The organism is Nesterenkonia natronophila (assembly GCF_003595215.1).
GTDB classification, from domain to species: domain Bacteria; phylum Actinomycetota; class Actinomycetes; order Actinomycetales; family Micrococcaceae; genus Nesterenkonia; species Nesterenkonia natronophila.
The window spans coordinates 858558-874827 of record NZ_QYZP01000001.1; the positions used below are offsets into that span (position 1 = coordinate 858558).

The 16270-nt window shown below is 61.1% G+C and carries 14 protein-coding genes; 5 read left to right on the forward strand and 9 right to left on the reverse strand.

All coding sequences use genetic code 11. From position 1 onward, the window contains the following. Window positions 1-14: 14 nt before the first annotated feature. The 3 genes from D3250_RS03990 to D3250_RS04000 all read right to left on the reverse strand — a co-directional run bounded on the left by D3250_RS03990 (window position 15) and on the right by D3250_RS04000 (window position 3371). Window positions 15-1097 carry a glycosyltransferase family 2 protein gene (locus D3250_RS03990; protein ID WP_158583065.1) on the reverse strand — a complete coding sequence of 361 codons (1083 nt, stop codon included), beginning with the start codon at window positions 1095-1097 and terminating at the stop codon, window positions 15-17. Window positions 1098-1224: 127 nt separating this feature from the next. Then, window positions 1225-1824 (reverse strand): short chain dehydrogenase, encoded by a 600-nt coding sequence (locus D3250_RS03995; protein ID WP_119902022.1) that lies wholly within the window; start codon window positions 1822-1824, stop codon window positions 1225-1227. Between the two features lie 14 nt (window positions 1825-1838). Next, a complete protein-coding gene (locus D3250_RS04000) occupies window positions 1839-3371 on the reverse strand; it encodes an alanine/glycine:cation symporter family protein (protein ID WP_119902023.1) in 1533 nt (510 codons plus the stop codon). Between the two features lie 212 nt (window positions 3372-3583). Between D3250_RS04000 and D3250_RS04005 the strand changes: the two genes are divergently transcribed. From D3250_RS04005 to amaB, 3 genes are all read left to right on the forward strand, one after another. After that, the gene (locus D3250_RS04005) at window positions 3584-4264 is read left to right on the forward strand and encodes a GntR family transcriptional regulator (RefSeq protein WP_119902024.1); all 681 of its coding nucleotides are present in this window, start codon (window positions 3584-3586) and stop codon (window positions 4262-4264) included. A 117-nt stretch (window positions 4265-4381) separates the two neighbouring features. Next, on the forward strand, window positions 4382-5569 hold the full coding sequence (locus D3250_RS04010) for an NAD(P)/FAD-dependent oxidoreductase (RefSeq protein ID WP_119902025.1): 1188 nt from the start codon (window positions 4382-4384) through the stop codon (window positions 5567-5569). 99 nt (window positions 5570-5668) lie between these two features. Further along, window positions 5669-7195, forward strand: coding sequence for an L-piperidine-6-carboxylate dehydrogenase (amaB, locus tag D3250_RS04015; protein WP_119902026.1), 1527 nt, complete (start codon window positions 5669-5671; stop codon window positions 7193-7195). A gap of 93 nt (window positions 7196-7288) precedes the next feature. Here the strand turns inward: amaB and D3250_RS04020 are convergent, their stop codons facing one another. The 4 genes from D3250_RS04020 to D3250_RS04035 all read right to left on the reverse strand — a co-directional run bounded on the left by D3250_RS04020 (window position 7289) and on the right by D3250_RS04035 (window position 10662). Further along, window positions 7289-7915 carry a hypothetical protein gene (locus tag D3250_RS04020; protein ID WP_147383476.1) on the reverse strand — a complete coding sequence of 209 codons (627 nt, stop codon included), beginning with the start codon at window positions 7913-7915 and terminating at the stop codon, window positions 7289-7291. Window positions 7916-7917: 2 nt separating this feature from the next. Further along, window positions 7918-9369 (reverse strand): sodium:solute symporter family protein, encoded by a 1452-nt coding sequence (locus tag D3250_RS04025; protein ID WP_119902028.1) that lies wholly within the window; start codon window positions 9367-9369, stop codon window positions 7918-7920. 78 nt (window positions 9370-9447) lie between these two features. Further along, on the reverse strand, window positions 9448-9690 hold the full coding sequence (locus tag D3250_RS04030) for a hypothetical protein (RefSeq protein WP_119902029.1): 243 nt from the start codon (window positions 9688-9690) through the stop codon (window positions 9448-9450). Window positions 9691-9693: 3 nt separating this feature from the next. Next, entirely contained in the window at window positions 9694-10662 is a 969-nt protein-coding gene (locus tag D3250_RS04035) for an ornithine cyclodeaminase family protein (protein ID WP_119902030.1), read from the reverse strand. 233 nt (window positions 10663-10895) lie between these two features. On the opposite strand from D3250_RS04035, the gene D3250_RS04040 reads away from it, so the two are divergent. Further along, entirely contained in the window at window positions 10896-12056 is a 1161-nt protein-coding gene (locus D3250_RS04040) for a Glu/Leu/Phe/Val family dehydrogenase (RefSeq protein WP_119902031.1), read from the forward strand. A gap of 28 nt (window positions 12057-12084) precedes the next feature. Here the strand turns inward: D3250_RS04040 and D3250_RS04045 are convergent, their stop codons facing one another. Continuing rightward, window positions 12085-13011, reverse strand: coding sequence for a LysR family transcriptional regulator (locus D3250_RS04045; RefSeq protein ID WP_119902032.1), 927 nt, complete (start codon window positions 13009-13011; stop codon window positions 12085-12087). Between the two features lie 69 nt (window positions 13012-13080). Beyond that, on the reverse strand, window positions 13081-15258 hold the full coding sequence (locus D3250_RS04050; RefSeq protein WP_225973118.1) for a thiamine pyrophosphate-dependent enzyme: 2178 nt from the start codon (window positions 15256-15258) through the stop codon (window positions 13081-13083). Between the two features lie 243 nt (window positions 15259-15501). Here D3250_RS04050 and D3250_RS04055 point away from each other — a divergent pair, with 243 nt between their 5' ends. After that, window positions 15502-16224, forward strand: coding sequence for an acylneuraminate cytidylyltransferase family protein (locus D3250_RS04055; protein ID WP_119902033.1), 723 nt, complete (start codon window positions 15502-15504; stop codon window positions 16222-16224). Window positions 16225-16270: the final 46 nt, after the last annotated feature.

Sequence of the window (16270 nt, forward strand, 5' to 3'; positions counted from 1 at the left end):
AGCTCAAGACGTTGTCAACGAGCAACAGCGGCCCGAACTCCCTGCACCGTTCGGCGAATGACGTCAGGGTCTTCGGATTCAAGTGCTTCAAGCACGGTGTGAGCATCTGCCACCAAACGGGCTCGGGATGTTCGTGCTCCGTAGAGTTCAGCCATTCGACACGTCTGCCGCGCCAACTCCACGACAGCGGCGGCGTCGTGCTTGCGCAGAATCAGCATCGGCACATGCAATTTCAGCAGACGGTTCCAGTAGTCCGCGCGCATGCGACCGGCGCGCTTGGCGAGTCCACCGCCCTGACCCCGCGCCAGCGCCATGACCCCGAAGCAGTCATGGAGGAACTGCAACTGCTGCACAGCTGAAATCTCTGCACGGGAGACATGCACACGGTGGCCGGCATCCGGCTCCTCCAGGGTGATGAAATAGCAGTCGACGTCGTCGACGAACGTGACCGAATCAGCGTGAAGAAACGCGCACACCATAAACGGGTGGTCGGACGCGTAGACCAGCGACTCGTTGAACCGATACGGCAAGCCACGCAGGAACGCCGTGCGGAACAGCTTCTGCACGTGCAGACTGTTCAACCACCCAGCATGATAGGTGCCCGCAGGATCGTTGCCTTTGGGCTCGAGAACATTCGGCGCCGATCGATTGACCCCCACGTAGCGACCGACCACGATGTCCGCCACCTGACTCCGCGCCGCCCGCAGCATTGCTTGGAGCGCATCCGGGCCCAGATAGTCGTCGGCATCCACGAAGAAGACATACTCGCCAGCCGCGGAGTCGAGGACAGTGTTCCTGCCTTTGGATGGGCTCCCGGTGGCTCTGTGCTGCACCACGTGGAAGCCGCCCCATTCAGCTCGCTCCGCATAGCTGCGTGCGAGCTTCACTGTGGAATCCCTGGAGCCGTCATCCACCACCAGCACTTCGATGTGCTCAGGCCCCACGGTCTGCGCCAGCAGACTGTCCAAGCACCGGCCGATACGCTCAGCCTCATTGTGGCTGGTGACGCCCACCGTGACCCGAATCTCCGGCCCGGACGCAACACCCGTGAAGCGTTCCGGGGAGCGGAGCCGGCGGGGGAGTAGAGACCGGAGCACAGGAGCCTTCTGTCGTGTGGTGGGCGGGTCAGCTAGAAGCCTATCCGAGACGGACCCTGGAACTGGACTGTAGGGCCGGGCCAGGCGGGAGTCTCGCGCAGACCACTGCGATGCATGCTCTCCACTGTTACCAGATCCGAATGACCTTACCGTTCTCCAGGCCTGCCACTGAGCGGAGGAACGCATCGGCAACCCGGCGCCCAGTTGTGGGTTCGAAACCAGGGAAGACGGGACCGTACTTGTCGAGAGACTCTTCCAACACCGTGGGGCTGACGGCGTTGAGGCGTATATCGCGTGGCAGCTCGTGCGAGGCCACATGCACGAAGGATTCCAGTCCACCGTTGATGGCTGCCGCGATGGCTCCACCGCGCACCGGCACGGCGTTGAGGATGCCGCTGGTAAGAGTGAAGGAGCCGCCGTCGCTCACATACGGCAAACCCTGGATGACCAGGTTCATCTGACCAGCCAGTTTGCCCGACAAACCTTCTTGAACCTGTTCTGGCCTGGTCTGGGGTGTGGGCACGAACGGGCCGCCTCCGATAGCCGAGACCACAGCGTCCACCTTGCCCAGGCGCTCGAACAGGGCCTGGACGGACTGTGGATCGGTGGTGTCGACTGTGTGCTCTCCGGAGCGCGATGCTGTGAGAACCTCATGGCCCGCCTCGGTAAGCCGCGAGGCTACGGCCGAGCCAATGGTTCCGCTTCCGCCAATGACAACGATGCGCATAATAAGCCGTCCTTTCAGGTGACGTTCTGGTGCCGGGGTTTGCCCAAGATCGTGGAACGTTCGGACTCGGGCACCACAGGTATAGCCCCAGTCTGCATCCCGAGGCGCTGATCGAAAATTTCCTTGCGCAGCACTTTGGCCAGGAAGTAGATGCCCAGCAGGTTGGGGACTGTGACCAGGAAGAACATGGCATCGGAGAACCGAACTACCGTGTCCAAGGTGACGCTGGCGCCCACCACGATCATAAGGATGTAGACGACGTCGTAGATGAGTTCAGCGATCCTATTTTGTCCGAACAGGAACCCTGCGGTCTTCTTCCCGTAGTAGGAGAAGGCAAGAATGGTGGAGAACGCGAAGATGACCACACAGATAGTGAGCAGGACCGTGAAGGCGGTCCCGACTGTGGCAAAGGCGTCCGAGGTGATGGCCACGCCGTCGGACTCTGTGTCCGTGTAACTTTCGGTGACGATGATCGCCAAGGCGGTCATGGTGCAGATCATGACGGAATCGATGAAGGGCTCCCATGCGGCAACGAATCCTTCCTCCGCAGGCCGTCGGTTCTTGGTCGCTGAATGGGCCAGGCCTGCGGTGCCAACTCCGGCGGCGTTGGAGAACAAGGCGCGCTGGACCCCGATGATCACCACACCAATAATTCCCCCGCTGACACCTTCAGGGCTGAACGCGCCGGTGACAATAAGTGCGAAGGAGGCGGGTATTTCGGTGAAGTTCGCCCCTAGGATTGTCAGCACGCACCCAACGTAGAGAATCGCCATGATGGGCACCATGCGTGAGGTGACCCGGGCGATCGAGGTGATTCCGCCGATGATGACCACGCCAGCAATGACGGCGATGATGACGCCCACGACCCAGCCGTGACCTGCCAGAGGGCTGTCTTCGCCGCCGGTGGTGTTGATGAGCTGTGCTGTCAGTTGGTTGGACTGGAAGATGTTCCCTGCCCCCATGACGGCGATCATCATGCAGAATGCAAAACCGAACCCGAGTATCCGTCCCAGTTTGGGCCGCCCGATGGAGCTCAGGCCATCTCTCAGGTAATACATGGGCCCGCCGGAGACTGTGCCGTCCTGGTGGATCTTTCTGTACTTCTGGGCCAATGTGGCTTCAGACATCTTGATGGCCATTCCGAGCAGGCCGCCGATGATGATCCAGAGAGCAGCACCGGGACCGCCGACTGAGATGGCGACCGCCACGCCGGCGATGTTTCCCAGACCGACGGTGCCGGAGAGCTCGGTGGCCAGAGCCTGGAAGCTCGTGACCTGACCGGGATCACTGTGGCGGCTGTAGTGACCGCGGATGACTCTGAGGCTCAGCTTCATATCCTTGAATGGTCGTATCCGCAGCCAGTACGTGAGGAACACGCCGGCTGCCAGAAGCCAGACGATGAGAAGGGGAAGCTCCGTGCCGGCTATGGGCAGCCCGAAGAACACGACGGCTTCGAGAAAATCCACGACGGGGCCGAAGAAGTTTTCAAGAAATTGGTCCACCGATGTGACGGTGAGAGATGGCGACGACTCCGGCAGGATGTGCATGAAAACCTTCCTTGCCTGACTCAGGCGAAGATAGTGCTTCTATAGTTGACCAGCGTGTGATGCGTCTCACCATAGGCTTATCGATAACCAACTAGACTTTCGATCAGATGTCAACCCTTTCTGTTTCGGGGGAGGCCGTGGTTCCGTGTGATCAGCAGCTTGTAAACTGGCGATAACCAGCGGAATCTTGGGAAGGCCGAAAATTGCCAATAATGGATCCAGTGCGGGGGGAGTGGCAGGCCGCTTTCGACTCGTCGTCAATCACGCATTCGACTCTGAAGAGCTCGATTGAACTGATGATTCGCAGGGCCCTGCTAAACGGAGATATGCGGGCCGGCGAAATCTTCTCCGCAAACAAGCTGGCGCGACAGCTGGGAATCTCCAACAGCCCAGCACGTGAGGCCATGATGGAGCTAGTGAACAAAGGGCTGTTGGAGCTAGTCAGGAACCGCGGTTTCCGGGTGGTTCAACTCAGCGACCGGGATAAGCGCGAAGTCTACGAGCTGCGACTCCAGGTGGAGGTGGAGGCGGTACGTCGGGTGGCCGCCAGCGGCGTCAGTCAGAGCCAGGCACGCGAGTTGCAGCGCCTCGCAGACGAGACATCCGAGCTGGCTCACCCTGAGACGATCGGGGATTATCTGGAAGCTGACCAACGCTTCCACATCGCCATCGTCAATCTCTTGGGAAACCGCCGATGGACTGGCATCGTTGAGAACTTGCGTGATCAGTCCAGGGTCAACGGTCACTACGACTTCCTCAGCACCGATGAGCATTTGAGCGAAGCCACCGAGCAGCACCGGCGGATCGCTCAGGCGGTGAGTGACGGTGAGTCTGACCTGGCTGCTGCACTGATGGTCCAGCACTTGGAGTACGCGCGCCCGCGAAGCAGCTGACACCGTAAGGTCTTCCCGAATGTGATCCTTGACACGTCACGGTTTAGTGCCAAGAATGGTTATCGATAACCCCTAACAAAGGGTACTTCACGACACCACCAGGGAAGGCAGGGGCGCATGGACAGGACCGTCCCACTTGCTCTGAGCACCGCGGCAAATCAGCCTCGCTCGGCCGGTGCCGTCATCATCGGCGGTGGAATCATCGGGGTCAGCATCGCGTGGCACTTGGCGAAGTCAGGCGTCAAAGACATCGTGGTGGTCGAACGCTCTGAAATGGGCAGCGGTTCATCAGCCAAGCCACTTGGCGGAGTTCGGGCAAACTTCTCTGATCCTTCGAACATCGAACTGGGGCGACGTTCCCTGCACGCTTTCGATCGGTTTTCCGCGGACTTCGGGGTCGATATAGGCCTGGAAAAAGTCGGCTATCTTTTCTTGGCCAGAGATGAAGCTCAACTGTCTGGAATGACAGAGGCTGTCCAGGTGCAGAACGGTATGGGGATCAGCAGCAGGCTCGTCACCCCGGAGGAGGCTCATCGGCTCAATCCGTTCATTGACCCCGGCGCACTGACAGGAGCTTCGTACTCCCCGGATGACGGATTCGTTCAGCCCACCCGTGTTGTTGAAGGCTATGTGCGGGCGGCCCAGGAACTGGGAGTGACGTTCCTCAATAGAACCCAGGTGCTGGACATCACCACCTCGGCAGGGCAGGTGAGTTCTGTGCTGACTCAGCGCGGTGAGATCGCCACAGACGCCGTAGTCTGCTGCGCCGGCGCCTGGAGCGCACACATTGGCGAGATGGTCGGAGTCAGCCTGCCGATCGAACCGGTCCGGCGCCTCATTGGATTCACTCCGGACTGGGCCGAACCACTGCCCACGGTGCCCTTCACCCTAGACCTGACCACCACCATGTACTTTCACAATGCCGGGCGCGGCCTGCTGCTGGGCATCTCTCACCATGAAGATCCCAGCATGTGCCGAGACTACTCCTATGAGTGGCTGGAGGCTTTCCGCGAGGCCTCCACCGTCTGCGCTCCGGCGCTCAGTGAGACCGAGGTGACCCGGGGCTGGGCAGGACTCTATGAGAACACTCCGGACCGCAATGCAGTGATTGGTCAGGCTCGGGAGACAGCGGGATTCTTCTATGCCGCCGGGTTCTCCGGTCACGGGCTGGTCCAGGCGCCTGCTGTGGGTGAGCTTATGGCCGATCTGTTCGCCGGCCGGAGATCTTTCATAGACGCCACACCGTTTTCTGCAGAGCGTTTTGAAGAGGGCGGTGCGGTGCTGAAGGAGACGAACATTATTTGACCAGCGGTCAGCAGTGGATGTTGACCATGGCGTGCCGCTGCTGAACGGTATGCGGTGTGCGGACGGCTATTGAATGTAATGCGAAAGGAGAATTAGCTGATGAGTGTGGAGCAGAAGACAGCGGATCTTTTGGATGAGGTCCGGGGTGCTTTGCAGGCCTGTGGAGTAGAAGCAAGTGCCTTGCAGGGTTCCCACCCGGTGCACACGCCGGTCACGGGACAGCAGCTGCTCAGCGTAGAACCGCACAGTGCCGGTGACGTGACTGAGATGATCGATCAGGCGCACGCGGCCTTCAAGACCTGGCGTGACGTCCCTGGTCCGCAACGGGGTGCTGTAGTCAAACGCTGGGGTGAGCTGATCGCCCAGCACAAGTCTGACCTGGGGACCCTGGTGCGTGCCGAGGCGGGCAAGATCGTCTCTGAGGCTGAGGGCGAGGTCCAAGAGATGATTGATATCTGCGACTTCGCAGTAGGACAGTCGCGGATGCTGTACGGAAAGACGATGCCTTCGGAACGTGCCGGGCACCGACTGATGGAGAACTGGCATCCGCTCGGTGTAGTCGGTGTGATCACTGCCTTCAACTTCCCTGTAGCCCCCTACGCGTGGAACACCGCCCTGGCTCTGGTGGCAGGTGACCCGGTGATCTGGAAGCCCTCAGAGATTGGGGTGCTGTCCGGAATGGCCACGAATGCCCTGCTGGGACGGGCGATGCGAGACTGTGGCGCCCCTGAAGGGGTCCATCATCTAGTGGTCGGGGACCGGGAGGCTGCGCAGCCGCTCCTTGACGATCGGAGGGTCGAGTTGGTCTCGGCCACCGGTTCCACGCGCATGGGCCGTGAGGTGGCCCCGCGGGTCGCTGGTCGATTCGGCCGGTACCTGTTGGAGCTGGGGGGCAACAACGCAGCCATTGTGACCCCGAGTGCGGATCTGGATCTCGCCCTGCGCGGAATCGCCTTTGCGGCCGCCGGAACTGCGGGGCAGCGGTGCACCACCATGCGTCGGCTGATCGTTCATGAGTCAGTGGCAGACGAGTTGGTGGAGAAACTGCGGCGAGCCTATGAGACGCTGACCATTGGAGACCCAGGTGACAGTGGAGTCCTGGTGGGCCCCATGATCCACCAGCAGGGTTTCGAGGGAATGCAGGCGGCCCTGGAGGCCGCGAAGTCTCAAGGAGGCACTCTTGTCACCGGCGGTCAGCGCGTGTTGGCCGATAAGTACCCGGAGGCCTACTACGTGGAACCGGCGATCATCCGGATGCCTGAACAGTCGGCTGTGGTGTGTGAGGAAACGTTCGCCCCGATCCTGTACGTGGTCACCTATCGTGATTTCGACGAGGCCCTGGAACTGCACAACGGAGTCCCGCAGGGGCTCTCCTCCGCGATCTTTACCTCCGATCAGGCAGAGGCGGAGGTCTTCCTCTCAGCCCGCGGCTCCGACTGCGGGATAGCCAACGTCAACCTGGGGACTTCCGGTGCTGAGATCGGAGGTGCCTTCGGCGGGGAGAAGGACACCGGAGGTGGACGTGAGTCCGGTTCTGATGCCTGGAAGGTCTACATGCGTCGATCCACCAATACCGTCAACTACTCCGGTGAGCTGCCCTTGGCCCAAGGGGTTGAATTCATCTAGAACCCTCTCAAGAGTGACTGACGGGGCCCAGAGTCAGACTCTGGGCCCCGTCAGTCATGTGGGGCGATTGAAATGTACCGCAGGCAGAATCTTCTAGCGCGTCGTCGGGCTCAGTGGGGCCAAAGCGTCGGTGTCGAGGGACAGCCAGTCCGCTGACTGCCACTGCCGCGCCATGTAAGTCTCAGGCTCAACGGTGACGGCGTTGACGTGGACCACCCGCCGTTCGGGCACTTCTGCGGTGACCTTCCATAAGGGCATGTACAGCAGCTCCAAAGAAGCCAGCTGATGCTGAGGCTTCTTCAGCACATAGCCGCGGTTCACCGTGTGCATCACCGCTTGGACATACCGCTTGGCCTGCTGCTCCGTATTGATGACAGGTTTCACCTGCCGCCCGTCATCGTTTGTTCCGTGGCTCACCTCAGGAATCCGCTCCAGCACGCCCCGGTACCCGGAGACAGCATCGACGAAAGCAGCGTTGGGAATCCGTTTCGGTGGAAACGGGGGCCTGTCGGCGAGGGTGAGCACCTTGCCAAGCCACAGCGGGTGATAGATGAGCTCTTGGTCGGTGACCGACTCGCGAAGCTCAGAGAGTCGGTGCCAGCGCCAACCCCTGACCCCTAACGATTTGCGCACTGCTCTAAGCAGCAGATCAGGGTCCAGGGCGCTCGCGGTGCCAATAGTCCCTATGGGTGTGACGGTTGTGCCGTCAGATCTCTCCATCGTCATACGCTTTCTGCATCGCGTTCTTCAGAGTGCCATAGATCGACCATGGCCCGGGTTTCGGCAGTAGGTGGTGAGGTCAGCAGGCTGACCACCACAGTGAGCACCAGTGAGATGGGGGCGGCAATGATCGGCTCGGCCACCAGTGCAAAGAAATCACCGGAGACCAGCACTATGAAGGCGATCCCGCCGCCCAACATCCCCGCCAGAGCCCCAGGTGCGTTAGCTCGCTTCCACCAAATTCCCAGCACCACGGGGAAACCGAACGTCGACAACAGTGCTCCGCCGACCCAGCCGACCATAATGGCGATGAGCCCTGGCGGATCCCAGGCGATCCACATACCCACACCTGCGGCGATGAACATCACCACAATTCCCAGCCGCACCACCGTTTTTTCTCTGGCCTGGGGACGGATGAATCCCTTGAATAGGTCCTGAGAGACACCGGCGGAGATGGCAAGAAGCATGGCATCAGCCGAAGACATGATCGCCGAGATGAGTGCCGCCATCAGAATCCCCGCCACGATGGGCGGAAGGTAAAACTCAAGGACCTGAAGGAAGATCATGTCGGTGTTGTCCAGCTCCCCCGCGATGCCTAGCCCTGCGCCCGCCAACACCATGAAGAATCCGCAGGTGAAGATCGCCGCGTAAAAGATCGAGGCGATGAATGCGGATCTGCGCGCCACCTTGGCGCTCTTGGCTGCGAAATTGCGCATGACGGCGGAGGGGGAGATGACCCCGAACCAGAGGAATGCTAAGAAGATTCCGAAGTAGGTCATCCAGTGCTGTGTCACCGAACCGAGCTCCGGATCTACGGCAAGCGCATCGCTCAGCAGATTCGCGGGGCCAGCGTGGTGCACCCAGATTGCAGTGGCAACAATGGCGAGTCCGCCGAGCATAATGATGCCTTGGATGAGGTCCGTGTAGGTGATGGCCCACATCCCCCCCAAGGCCGCGTAGAGGGTGAAGCCAGCGCCGAAGAGCAGCACGGCAAGGCCATAGTCGATTCCGAGGACGTACTGACCGATGAGCCCTGAGGCAGTCAACTGCGGAACCATGTAGAAAGTCATGGCCACCACAACGATCAGCGCCGCCACCCCGGCGACACTGCGCCCGTAACGCACTTTGAAGTACTCGGGCATTGTGCGCACACCCGCCCGGCGAATTTGGCCGGAGATGAGGAAGACCGTGAAGGGCAGGATGGCCGTTGCCGCGAACGCATACGTCATAAAGAACGGCAGACCCAACTCCACGCCGCCACCGACGGCTCCCATCAGGGAGCTGGCGCTGGCGATCGCTGCGAACAACGCCACGCCGCCGACGAAGCTGTTGATCCGTCGTCCGGCAGACCAATAGTCATCCTCGGAACTCTGGGCTCGACGTGCGAAGTAGAGCCCCATGATGATCATGAGGACCAGGTAGACGACGATGATGATTGATTCTTGAACCTGCATGTTCGAGCCTTCCTGCGCGGGGCTTTTCAGGTTCCTGGCCGTTGGCGCCTACTGTGCCGACCAAGACCTGGCGTGGAGTCAGAGGTGGGAGAGAGCAGCGCTCTCACGGCGTTCCATCCATACGACGTAGTAGCCGGTGAGGAAGACGGAGACGGGCAGCGTGGCGAACATCAGCCATGCCACCAGCGAAACCTCAGCAACGTAGACCTCAGTGGGCCACCAAATGAAAATGACTGCGGACATCAGAAGCAGCACCGCTAAGAGGATCATCCCCGGATCAGATGCAATGCGCTTCGGCGTGAGATACGGTTCCTGCGTCATGGGTTATCCCCTGTCTTTCAAATAGATCGATGAAACCACAGCGAGGTCCTGCCAAGGCATGCCCGTTCCTTTGAAGAGTTTGGGGCGGTCAGACGGCAGTTCGGCATCCCCAGCGACGAGGTCGCGAAGGGCCACGGCGTCCTTCCAGCTGAACGCTCCTTCCTCCACAGCCATGATGAGGTCCCCGGCCTCGGCCTGAGCAGATTGCAGCGACTCGATGACGCAGGCTGAGCGTCTGACCAGGGAGGCGTCGACTTCTCGTGAATCGGGATCATGGGAACCGATCGCAGCTACTACTGCGTGATTCTGCACGAGGTCACCGTCGAACAACGGTGTGCTGGCCGATGTGCAGCACAGGATGACATCCGCCTCGGCGACTGACTGACTGTCGCCGGCAGAGGCAGAGATGCCCAAGTTCTGGACCTGACGAACGAGGGTCTCAACGCGGTCCGGAGTGCGACCGACGATATCCACGTGGTCGGGGGAGAAGACCGTGCTGACAGCTCGGATGTGCGGCAGGGCCTGGACGCCGGTCCCGAACAGCACGAGGCGACCGGAGGCTCGCGATGTCAGATGGCGGACAGCCAGCGCTGTCACTGCCGGGGTGCGCAGAGCGGTCAGGGAAGCGCCGTCCAAAATGGCAACGGGACTGAGGGAGTCTCCTTCAAACAAGACGTAGACTCCCTGGATCACCGGGAGTCCGGCATCCTCGTTTCCGGGCCGCAGAGTGATGAGTTTGGTTCCACACCACTGGTTGGTGGCAGAGGGCATCTGCAGCAACTGGCCATGGGGGGTGGTATGGCGTGTGCGAGATCCGTCCTGTTCTGGGTCGAAGCCGTCTTTCAAGGTCTGCTCAAGGACGTCGACCGCTTCCTCCATGGAAAGAAGCGCGTTGACTTGCTGCCCTCCGATCCAGTGGGGTGGTGGGGAGTCCTTCTCTTGTGCGGGTGGGATGTTCAGCTCGCTATTCATGGGGCCCCTCTGCCCTAATCGAGTTATCGCTTACCATCAACTCATGTCGATCATAGTGAGGTATCTCACAAATGGGAAGGGGTTCGGCGAAGTTCATGCCCAGGTCTGAATAGTGGTCGTCCGAGAGAAAGCAATCCTTACGCCTCCTTCTTGACTCGGTGGGCTCCCGACCTGGAAGCCTGTCGCTTCCAGTGCCAGGCTGAAGGGGTTCACGCTAAGAGACTGGAGTGTCAATGTCTGCTGATCCACTTGTGTCCATTGATCATTGGGGTCCGGAGAAGGTGGTGATCGTCTCTGACCGAAAATCGGGGATGCGCGGAGTACTGGTGATCGACAACACCGCCCGTGGCACCGGGAAGGGTGGGACGCGCATGAGCCCCACTGTGACGGTGGGAGAGGTGTCCCAGCTGGCCAGGACTATGACGTGGAAGTGGGCCGCCGTCGACCTCTTCCACGGTGGTGCTAAGGCGGGCATTCTTGGAGATCCGCGTTCCCTCGATAAGGAGCGAATCCTTCGCGCTTTCGCACGTGCCTTGGCCGACGAGGTGCCGAGAGACTACGTCTTCGGGCTCGATATGGGTCTGGCCGAAGAGGATGCGGCGATCTTTGTGGATGAGCTCAATGATCGTGGCGCCTCTACGGGGCTTCCTCGCGACCTTGGTGGCCTGCCCTACGATCAATTGGGTGTGACAGGCTATGGCGTGGCCGAAGCATCCGATGCCGCCGCGCAGCACGCAGGGATCGATCTGAAGAACGCGCGCGTCGCGGTGCAGGGATTCGGTGCCGTTGGCCGGGCCGCCGTGGAGCGCCTGCACGCCTTAGGCGCCCAGGTGACCGCCGTCTCAACGGTCGCTGGTTGCATTTGCGACCCCAACGGTTTGGACGTGCCGAGCCTGGTGGCTGCTTCGAAGGCTGCCGGAGACGATGCGCTGCGGGAGCATGCATCATTCACTGCCTCACCCCAGCAGCTGTTCAACATACCGGTTGATGTGCTGATACCAGCTGCAGCCGCAGAAGCGATCACTGAGGAGGTGGCACGCAACACCACTGCGCAACTGATCGTCGAGGGCGCCAATCTGCCGACCACGGCCCGGGCGAGGGAAGTTCTGCATCAACGGGGTATCGCCGTGGTGCCGGACTTCATTGCCAACGCCGGAGGGATCATTGCTGCCGCGCATTCCAGTGATGCGCGCTATTCCCCATTTGTGGTGGATCCCGGCGGGGTCTTCTCAATGATCAGCGAGAAGCTGAGAGCGAATTCGGTCCGCGTGCTGGCTGCAAGCCAATCACAGGATATTTCCCCGCTGAAAGCCGCGCATCACCTCGCCCAAGACCGCGTGATGTCTGCAATGCGGGCCCGAGGCTTCACCCCAGAGTCCACTCCAGCGGGGTGACGCCTCGGACCCCATTCGCAGCCCCAGCTTAACCGAGCAAGCTGGGGGAAGAATGTCGAGAAGAAAGATTGGCCGCCTCTGTCTGAATCGTGGCTATCAGAGAGTCCACAGCTGGGTCGGCTGAACCTTTGATGGTGAGGAGCTCAATGTGGCGCCGGATCGTGAAATCGGTCGGGGAGAGGGTGGTCAGATCTGAGCGGTTGCCGTATGCCAGCAGCGGCACCGCTGCCACTCCCAGGCCGGCCAGAACAAAGCTTGCGATGACGTCGTAGTCGTTGGTTCTGTACTTGATCTCCGGAGAGAACCCGGCTGCAGCGCAGGCTCGTTCAACTGCTAGGTTTCCTGCGCTTTCTTCCCGCGTGGAAATCCACGGCGCTTCAGCGAAGTCGCTCAGCGTGAACTCGCGCCCCGCGGTCTGATAACTGGGCGGCACCAGAAGGCGCAGCTCTTCGGCCATCACCGGCGTCCGGTGGACAGCAGCGGGCCACCCGCGCGGCACCAGGTCATAGCGGTAGGAGACGAGCAGGTCCAGATCACCTTCCAATAGCCGCGGAACCAGAAACTCCGGCTCGCCGTCGTGGAACCTGACCTCAACATCTGGAAAGACCCGGGAAAACCGGCCGAGCACTGCGGGAATCAGCACTTCGCTGGCAGTTGGGAACGACCCTAGACCCAGCCGACCGCGAGCACCTGTAGCCATCTCACCCACCGCCTGCTCCAGCGCGTTCAGGGCGCTCAAGGTTTCCCCGGCTCGCTCGCTGAGCATACGTGCCGACTGTGTGGCACGTATGTTGTGGCCGTAGCGTTCGAAAAGAGTAAGCCCAGTTTGTGTTTCAAGGGCGCTTATCTGTTGCGAAACCGCTGACCCCGTGTAGCCCAATTCGCGCCCCGCTGCGGCGAATGAGCCCAGTCGCATGACCACCGAGAAGGTTCGCAGATGAAGAGGGTTGAGCATAAGAGGATCTTACGGCACGTTGAACCCGTGGGCTGAGGTAAGGACGAAATGGGCTTCCTAGATCAGCACCTACTCCAGGAGTTCATGGACGGCGCGGATGATTTCATCTTCGCTCAGAAGCACGGTCTCTGCTGCCGGGCCCAGGGGGAGGAAGCTGTCCGCACTGGTGACCCGAGATAGTCTGCCCCGGTAGCCACCGTCGATCAGACTGGTTGTCACCGCTTCCGAGACACCACCGCTGCGGCGGGTTTCATCCACAACCATCACAGCCTCGAAATCTGCAGCGACTCTGCGAAGTGCCGCTTCGGGCAGCGGCGCCAACCACCGCAGGTCGACGACTGTGGAGTGAACGCCGGATTCGGCCAACGTGTCTGCGGCTCGCAGACTCATGGGGACACCATTGCCGAAGGTCACCAGCAGCACGTCCTTGCCGGCACCATGTCTGGCGATCTCACCCAGAGGTGTCGCTGCATGGGGTGCTTGTGGGGGAGGGTAGGCAGCAGTCCACCCACTGTCGCCTTTCTGGTGCAGATCTCGGGTGTGATACAGCGCGATCGGCTCCAAGAAGACACAAACTCGGCCATCACTGCGGGCCAGTTCGAAGCAGGTTCGCAACAGCCCCGGCGCCTCGGCTGGGTGGCTGGGCACCGCAAGAATGACCCCGGGGATATCACGCAGCACGCTCAACGAGTTGTCATTGTGAAAGTGGCCACCGAAGCCTTTCTGATAGGCCAGCCCCGCGACTCGGACCACCATGCCGTTGTGGTACTGACCGGCGGAAAAGAACCGCAGGGTCGCCGCTTCCCCCCGGAGCTGGTCCTCGGCATTGTGCAGGTATGCCAGGTACTGGATCTCCGGGACAGGGACATAGCCGGCCAAGGCAGCACCCAGAGCCGTGCCTAGGATGGTCTGCTCGTCCAAGAGCGTGTCGAAGATCCGTCTGCCGCCGAACCGCTTGCGCAACCCGCGGGTCACCCCATAGACCCCACCCTTGACCGAGACGTCCTCTCCGAATACCAGCACCCGTTGGTCGGCTGCCATCTGGTCGGCCAAAGTGGCGTTGATCGACTGCGCCAGCGTCAACGGTTTGCCGTCCTCGGGCAGCTCGCGGCCCCATATTTGTTGCCTGGCTGCGTGACTAGGCACCACCGGTTCCGCAGGTGCAGCTTCCGGCAGGGCCAGCGGGCTCATCACCGAGTCGCGGCTGGCCAGCCGAGGGGTGTCGAGAATATTCTCCGCACCGCGCATGACATGGTCTCGTGCGTCCTCATACTTCTCGACGACTTCGGAGGCGGTCATGATCCCTCCGTTCACCAGACTGAACGCAGTGCGCAGCAGCGGATCCCTGTTGTAGTCGGAGAGGATCTCTGACTGGGTCCGATACGCGATTTCAGCATCGGACCCGGCATGTCCCATGAAGCGCACAGTCTTCAGGTGCAGCACCGCGGGGGAACGGGATTCGCGCACGCTGCTCACCGCTTCAGAGGCCACCTCAAGCAACGAGGCGGGCTCGGCGCCGTCGGCGTACCAGTACGGGAGACCGGGGATGTTGCGCAGCGCCGCTTCAGTCCATCCGGGCGGAGTTCTGGTGCTGATGCCAATGTCATTGTCCTCGCACACCAGCAGCACCGGACAGTCCAACCCTCGGTGGTGCAGATAGGCGGCGGCGTTGAAAGCCCCCGCAGCAGTTGAGTGGTTGGCCGAGGCGTCGCCAAAACTGCACAGAACAATAGCGTCATCGGGCCAAGGGGTCTCGTCGCTCGCAGCCCTTGCCATTCCCAGCGCATACGCCAGGCCCACGGCACGCGGAATATGGGAAGCAATGGTGGAGGTTTGCGGGATGATGTGCAGGCCGGGGTGCCCGAACACCTTGTGCCGGCCACCTGACATCGGGTCATTCGTTGCTGAGGTCAGGCTGGCGAGCACATCGGCGATGCCGTGCTCGCTGCCTGCCAATCCGGCCCGCGCCGCGTAGAACCCGCCGGACCGGTAGTGCAGCAGGGCCGGGTCAGTGACCCGAGAAACCAGGCCCAGCACAGCGTTGCTCTCATGACCTGCTGAACCGATCGTGTAATAGCCCTGCCCCTTGGCCTGCAACCAGCGGGCGGCGAAATCCAAATGCCGACTCTGTGCCTGGGCGGTGAACAGGGCACGCAAATCAGCGGCGTGCCCGCTGACCCGCTGTTGGTCGCCAGACGGCTGATGCGCTTCCATAGTGCTTACGAAGTGCTCGTCGATGGTCTTCAATCTTTTCCTCCGGTTAGGCGCCCAGGGGCACTCCCCAGCCTGGCTCATGCCGAGCCCTCAGTACAGCGGCCCAGCGCACAGTCTGCTAAACGTGGCCCCAAGAATCCTTGTCCTCGGGCACCGTGTGACCTGGCCGCTCCGTTCTATCGGTCGGCCACGTCAGCTGCCACTATGGTGCCAGTCTGCCTCACGGGCGGGCCGTCGGCGGTACACTACGATGCGGACTGAACGGAGTGAGACTGAGTGGCGGATACAGACCCGATCATCGCTGTGGTGCCCTGCCGGGCTGGCAGTGAACGCGTCAAGCAGAAGAACACCCGTCCTTTCGCCTCCTACCAGGGCGGTCTGCTGGAGCTGAAACTGAAACAGCTCACGCGCACCCCAGGCATTGATCAAATTATCGTTTCCTCCAATGACCCGGCAGTGTTGGACTACACCGCAGGTTTCGCCCGCACCCACCAGGATGAGCGGATCGTGGCGTTGGAACGTCCAGACGAACTGGGGCGCTCCTCCACGCCGATGAGCGAGTTCATCGACTATGTGGCGCAGCTGCAGGACACCGGGACCATGTGCATGACACACGTGACCCACCCGCTGATCGGATCCCACCACTTCACCGAGCTGATTGCCGCATGGCGTGCCGCAGCCGCCCGCGGACACGACAGCCTGCTCACTGTCACCAAGCGCCAGACCTTCCTCTGGGATGAGAAGGGGCCATACAACTATGACCCCACCGCGGAGAAGTGGCCCCGCAGTCAAGACATCACCCCGCTGTTTGAAATCAACCACGGCGCCTACCTGATCCCATTCGCGGTCATGCGGGAGGCCGGCGACCGGGTGGGGCACAATCCACATATGTATGAGCTGCCGGAAAGCGTAGTGCTCGACATTGATTGGGAGGACCAGTTCAACCTGCTCGAAGACATTGTGCGTGCCAAAGAGTTGCGGGGCATCAGTATCCTCTGACCAGATGCCTTTGCGGACCGTGGAAGGTTCGTGTGTTAGAACAAGA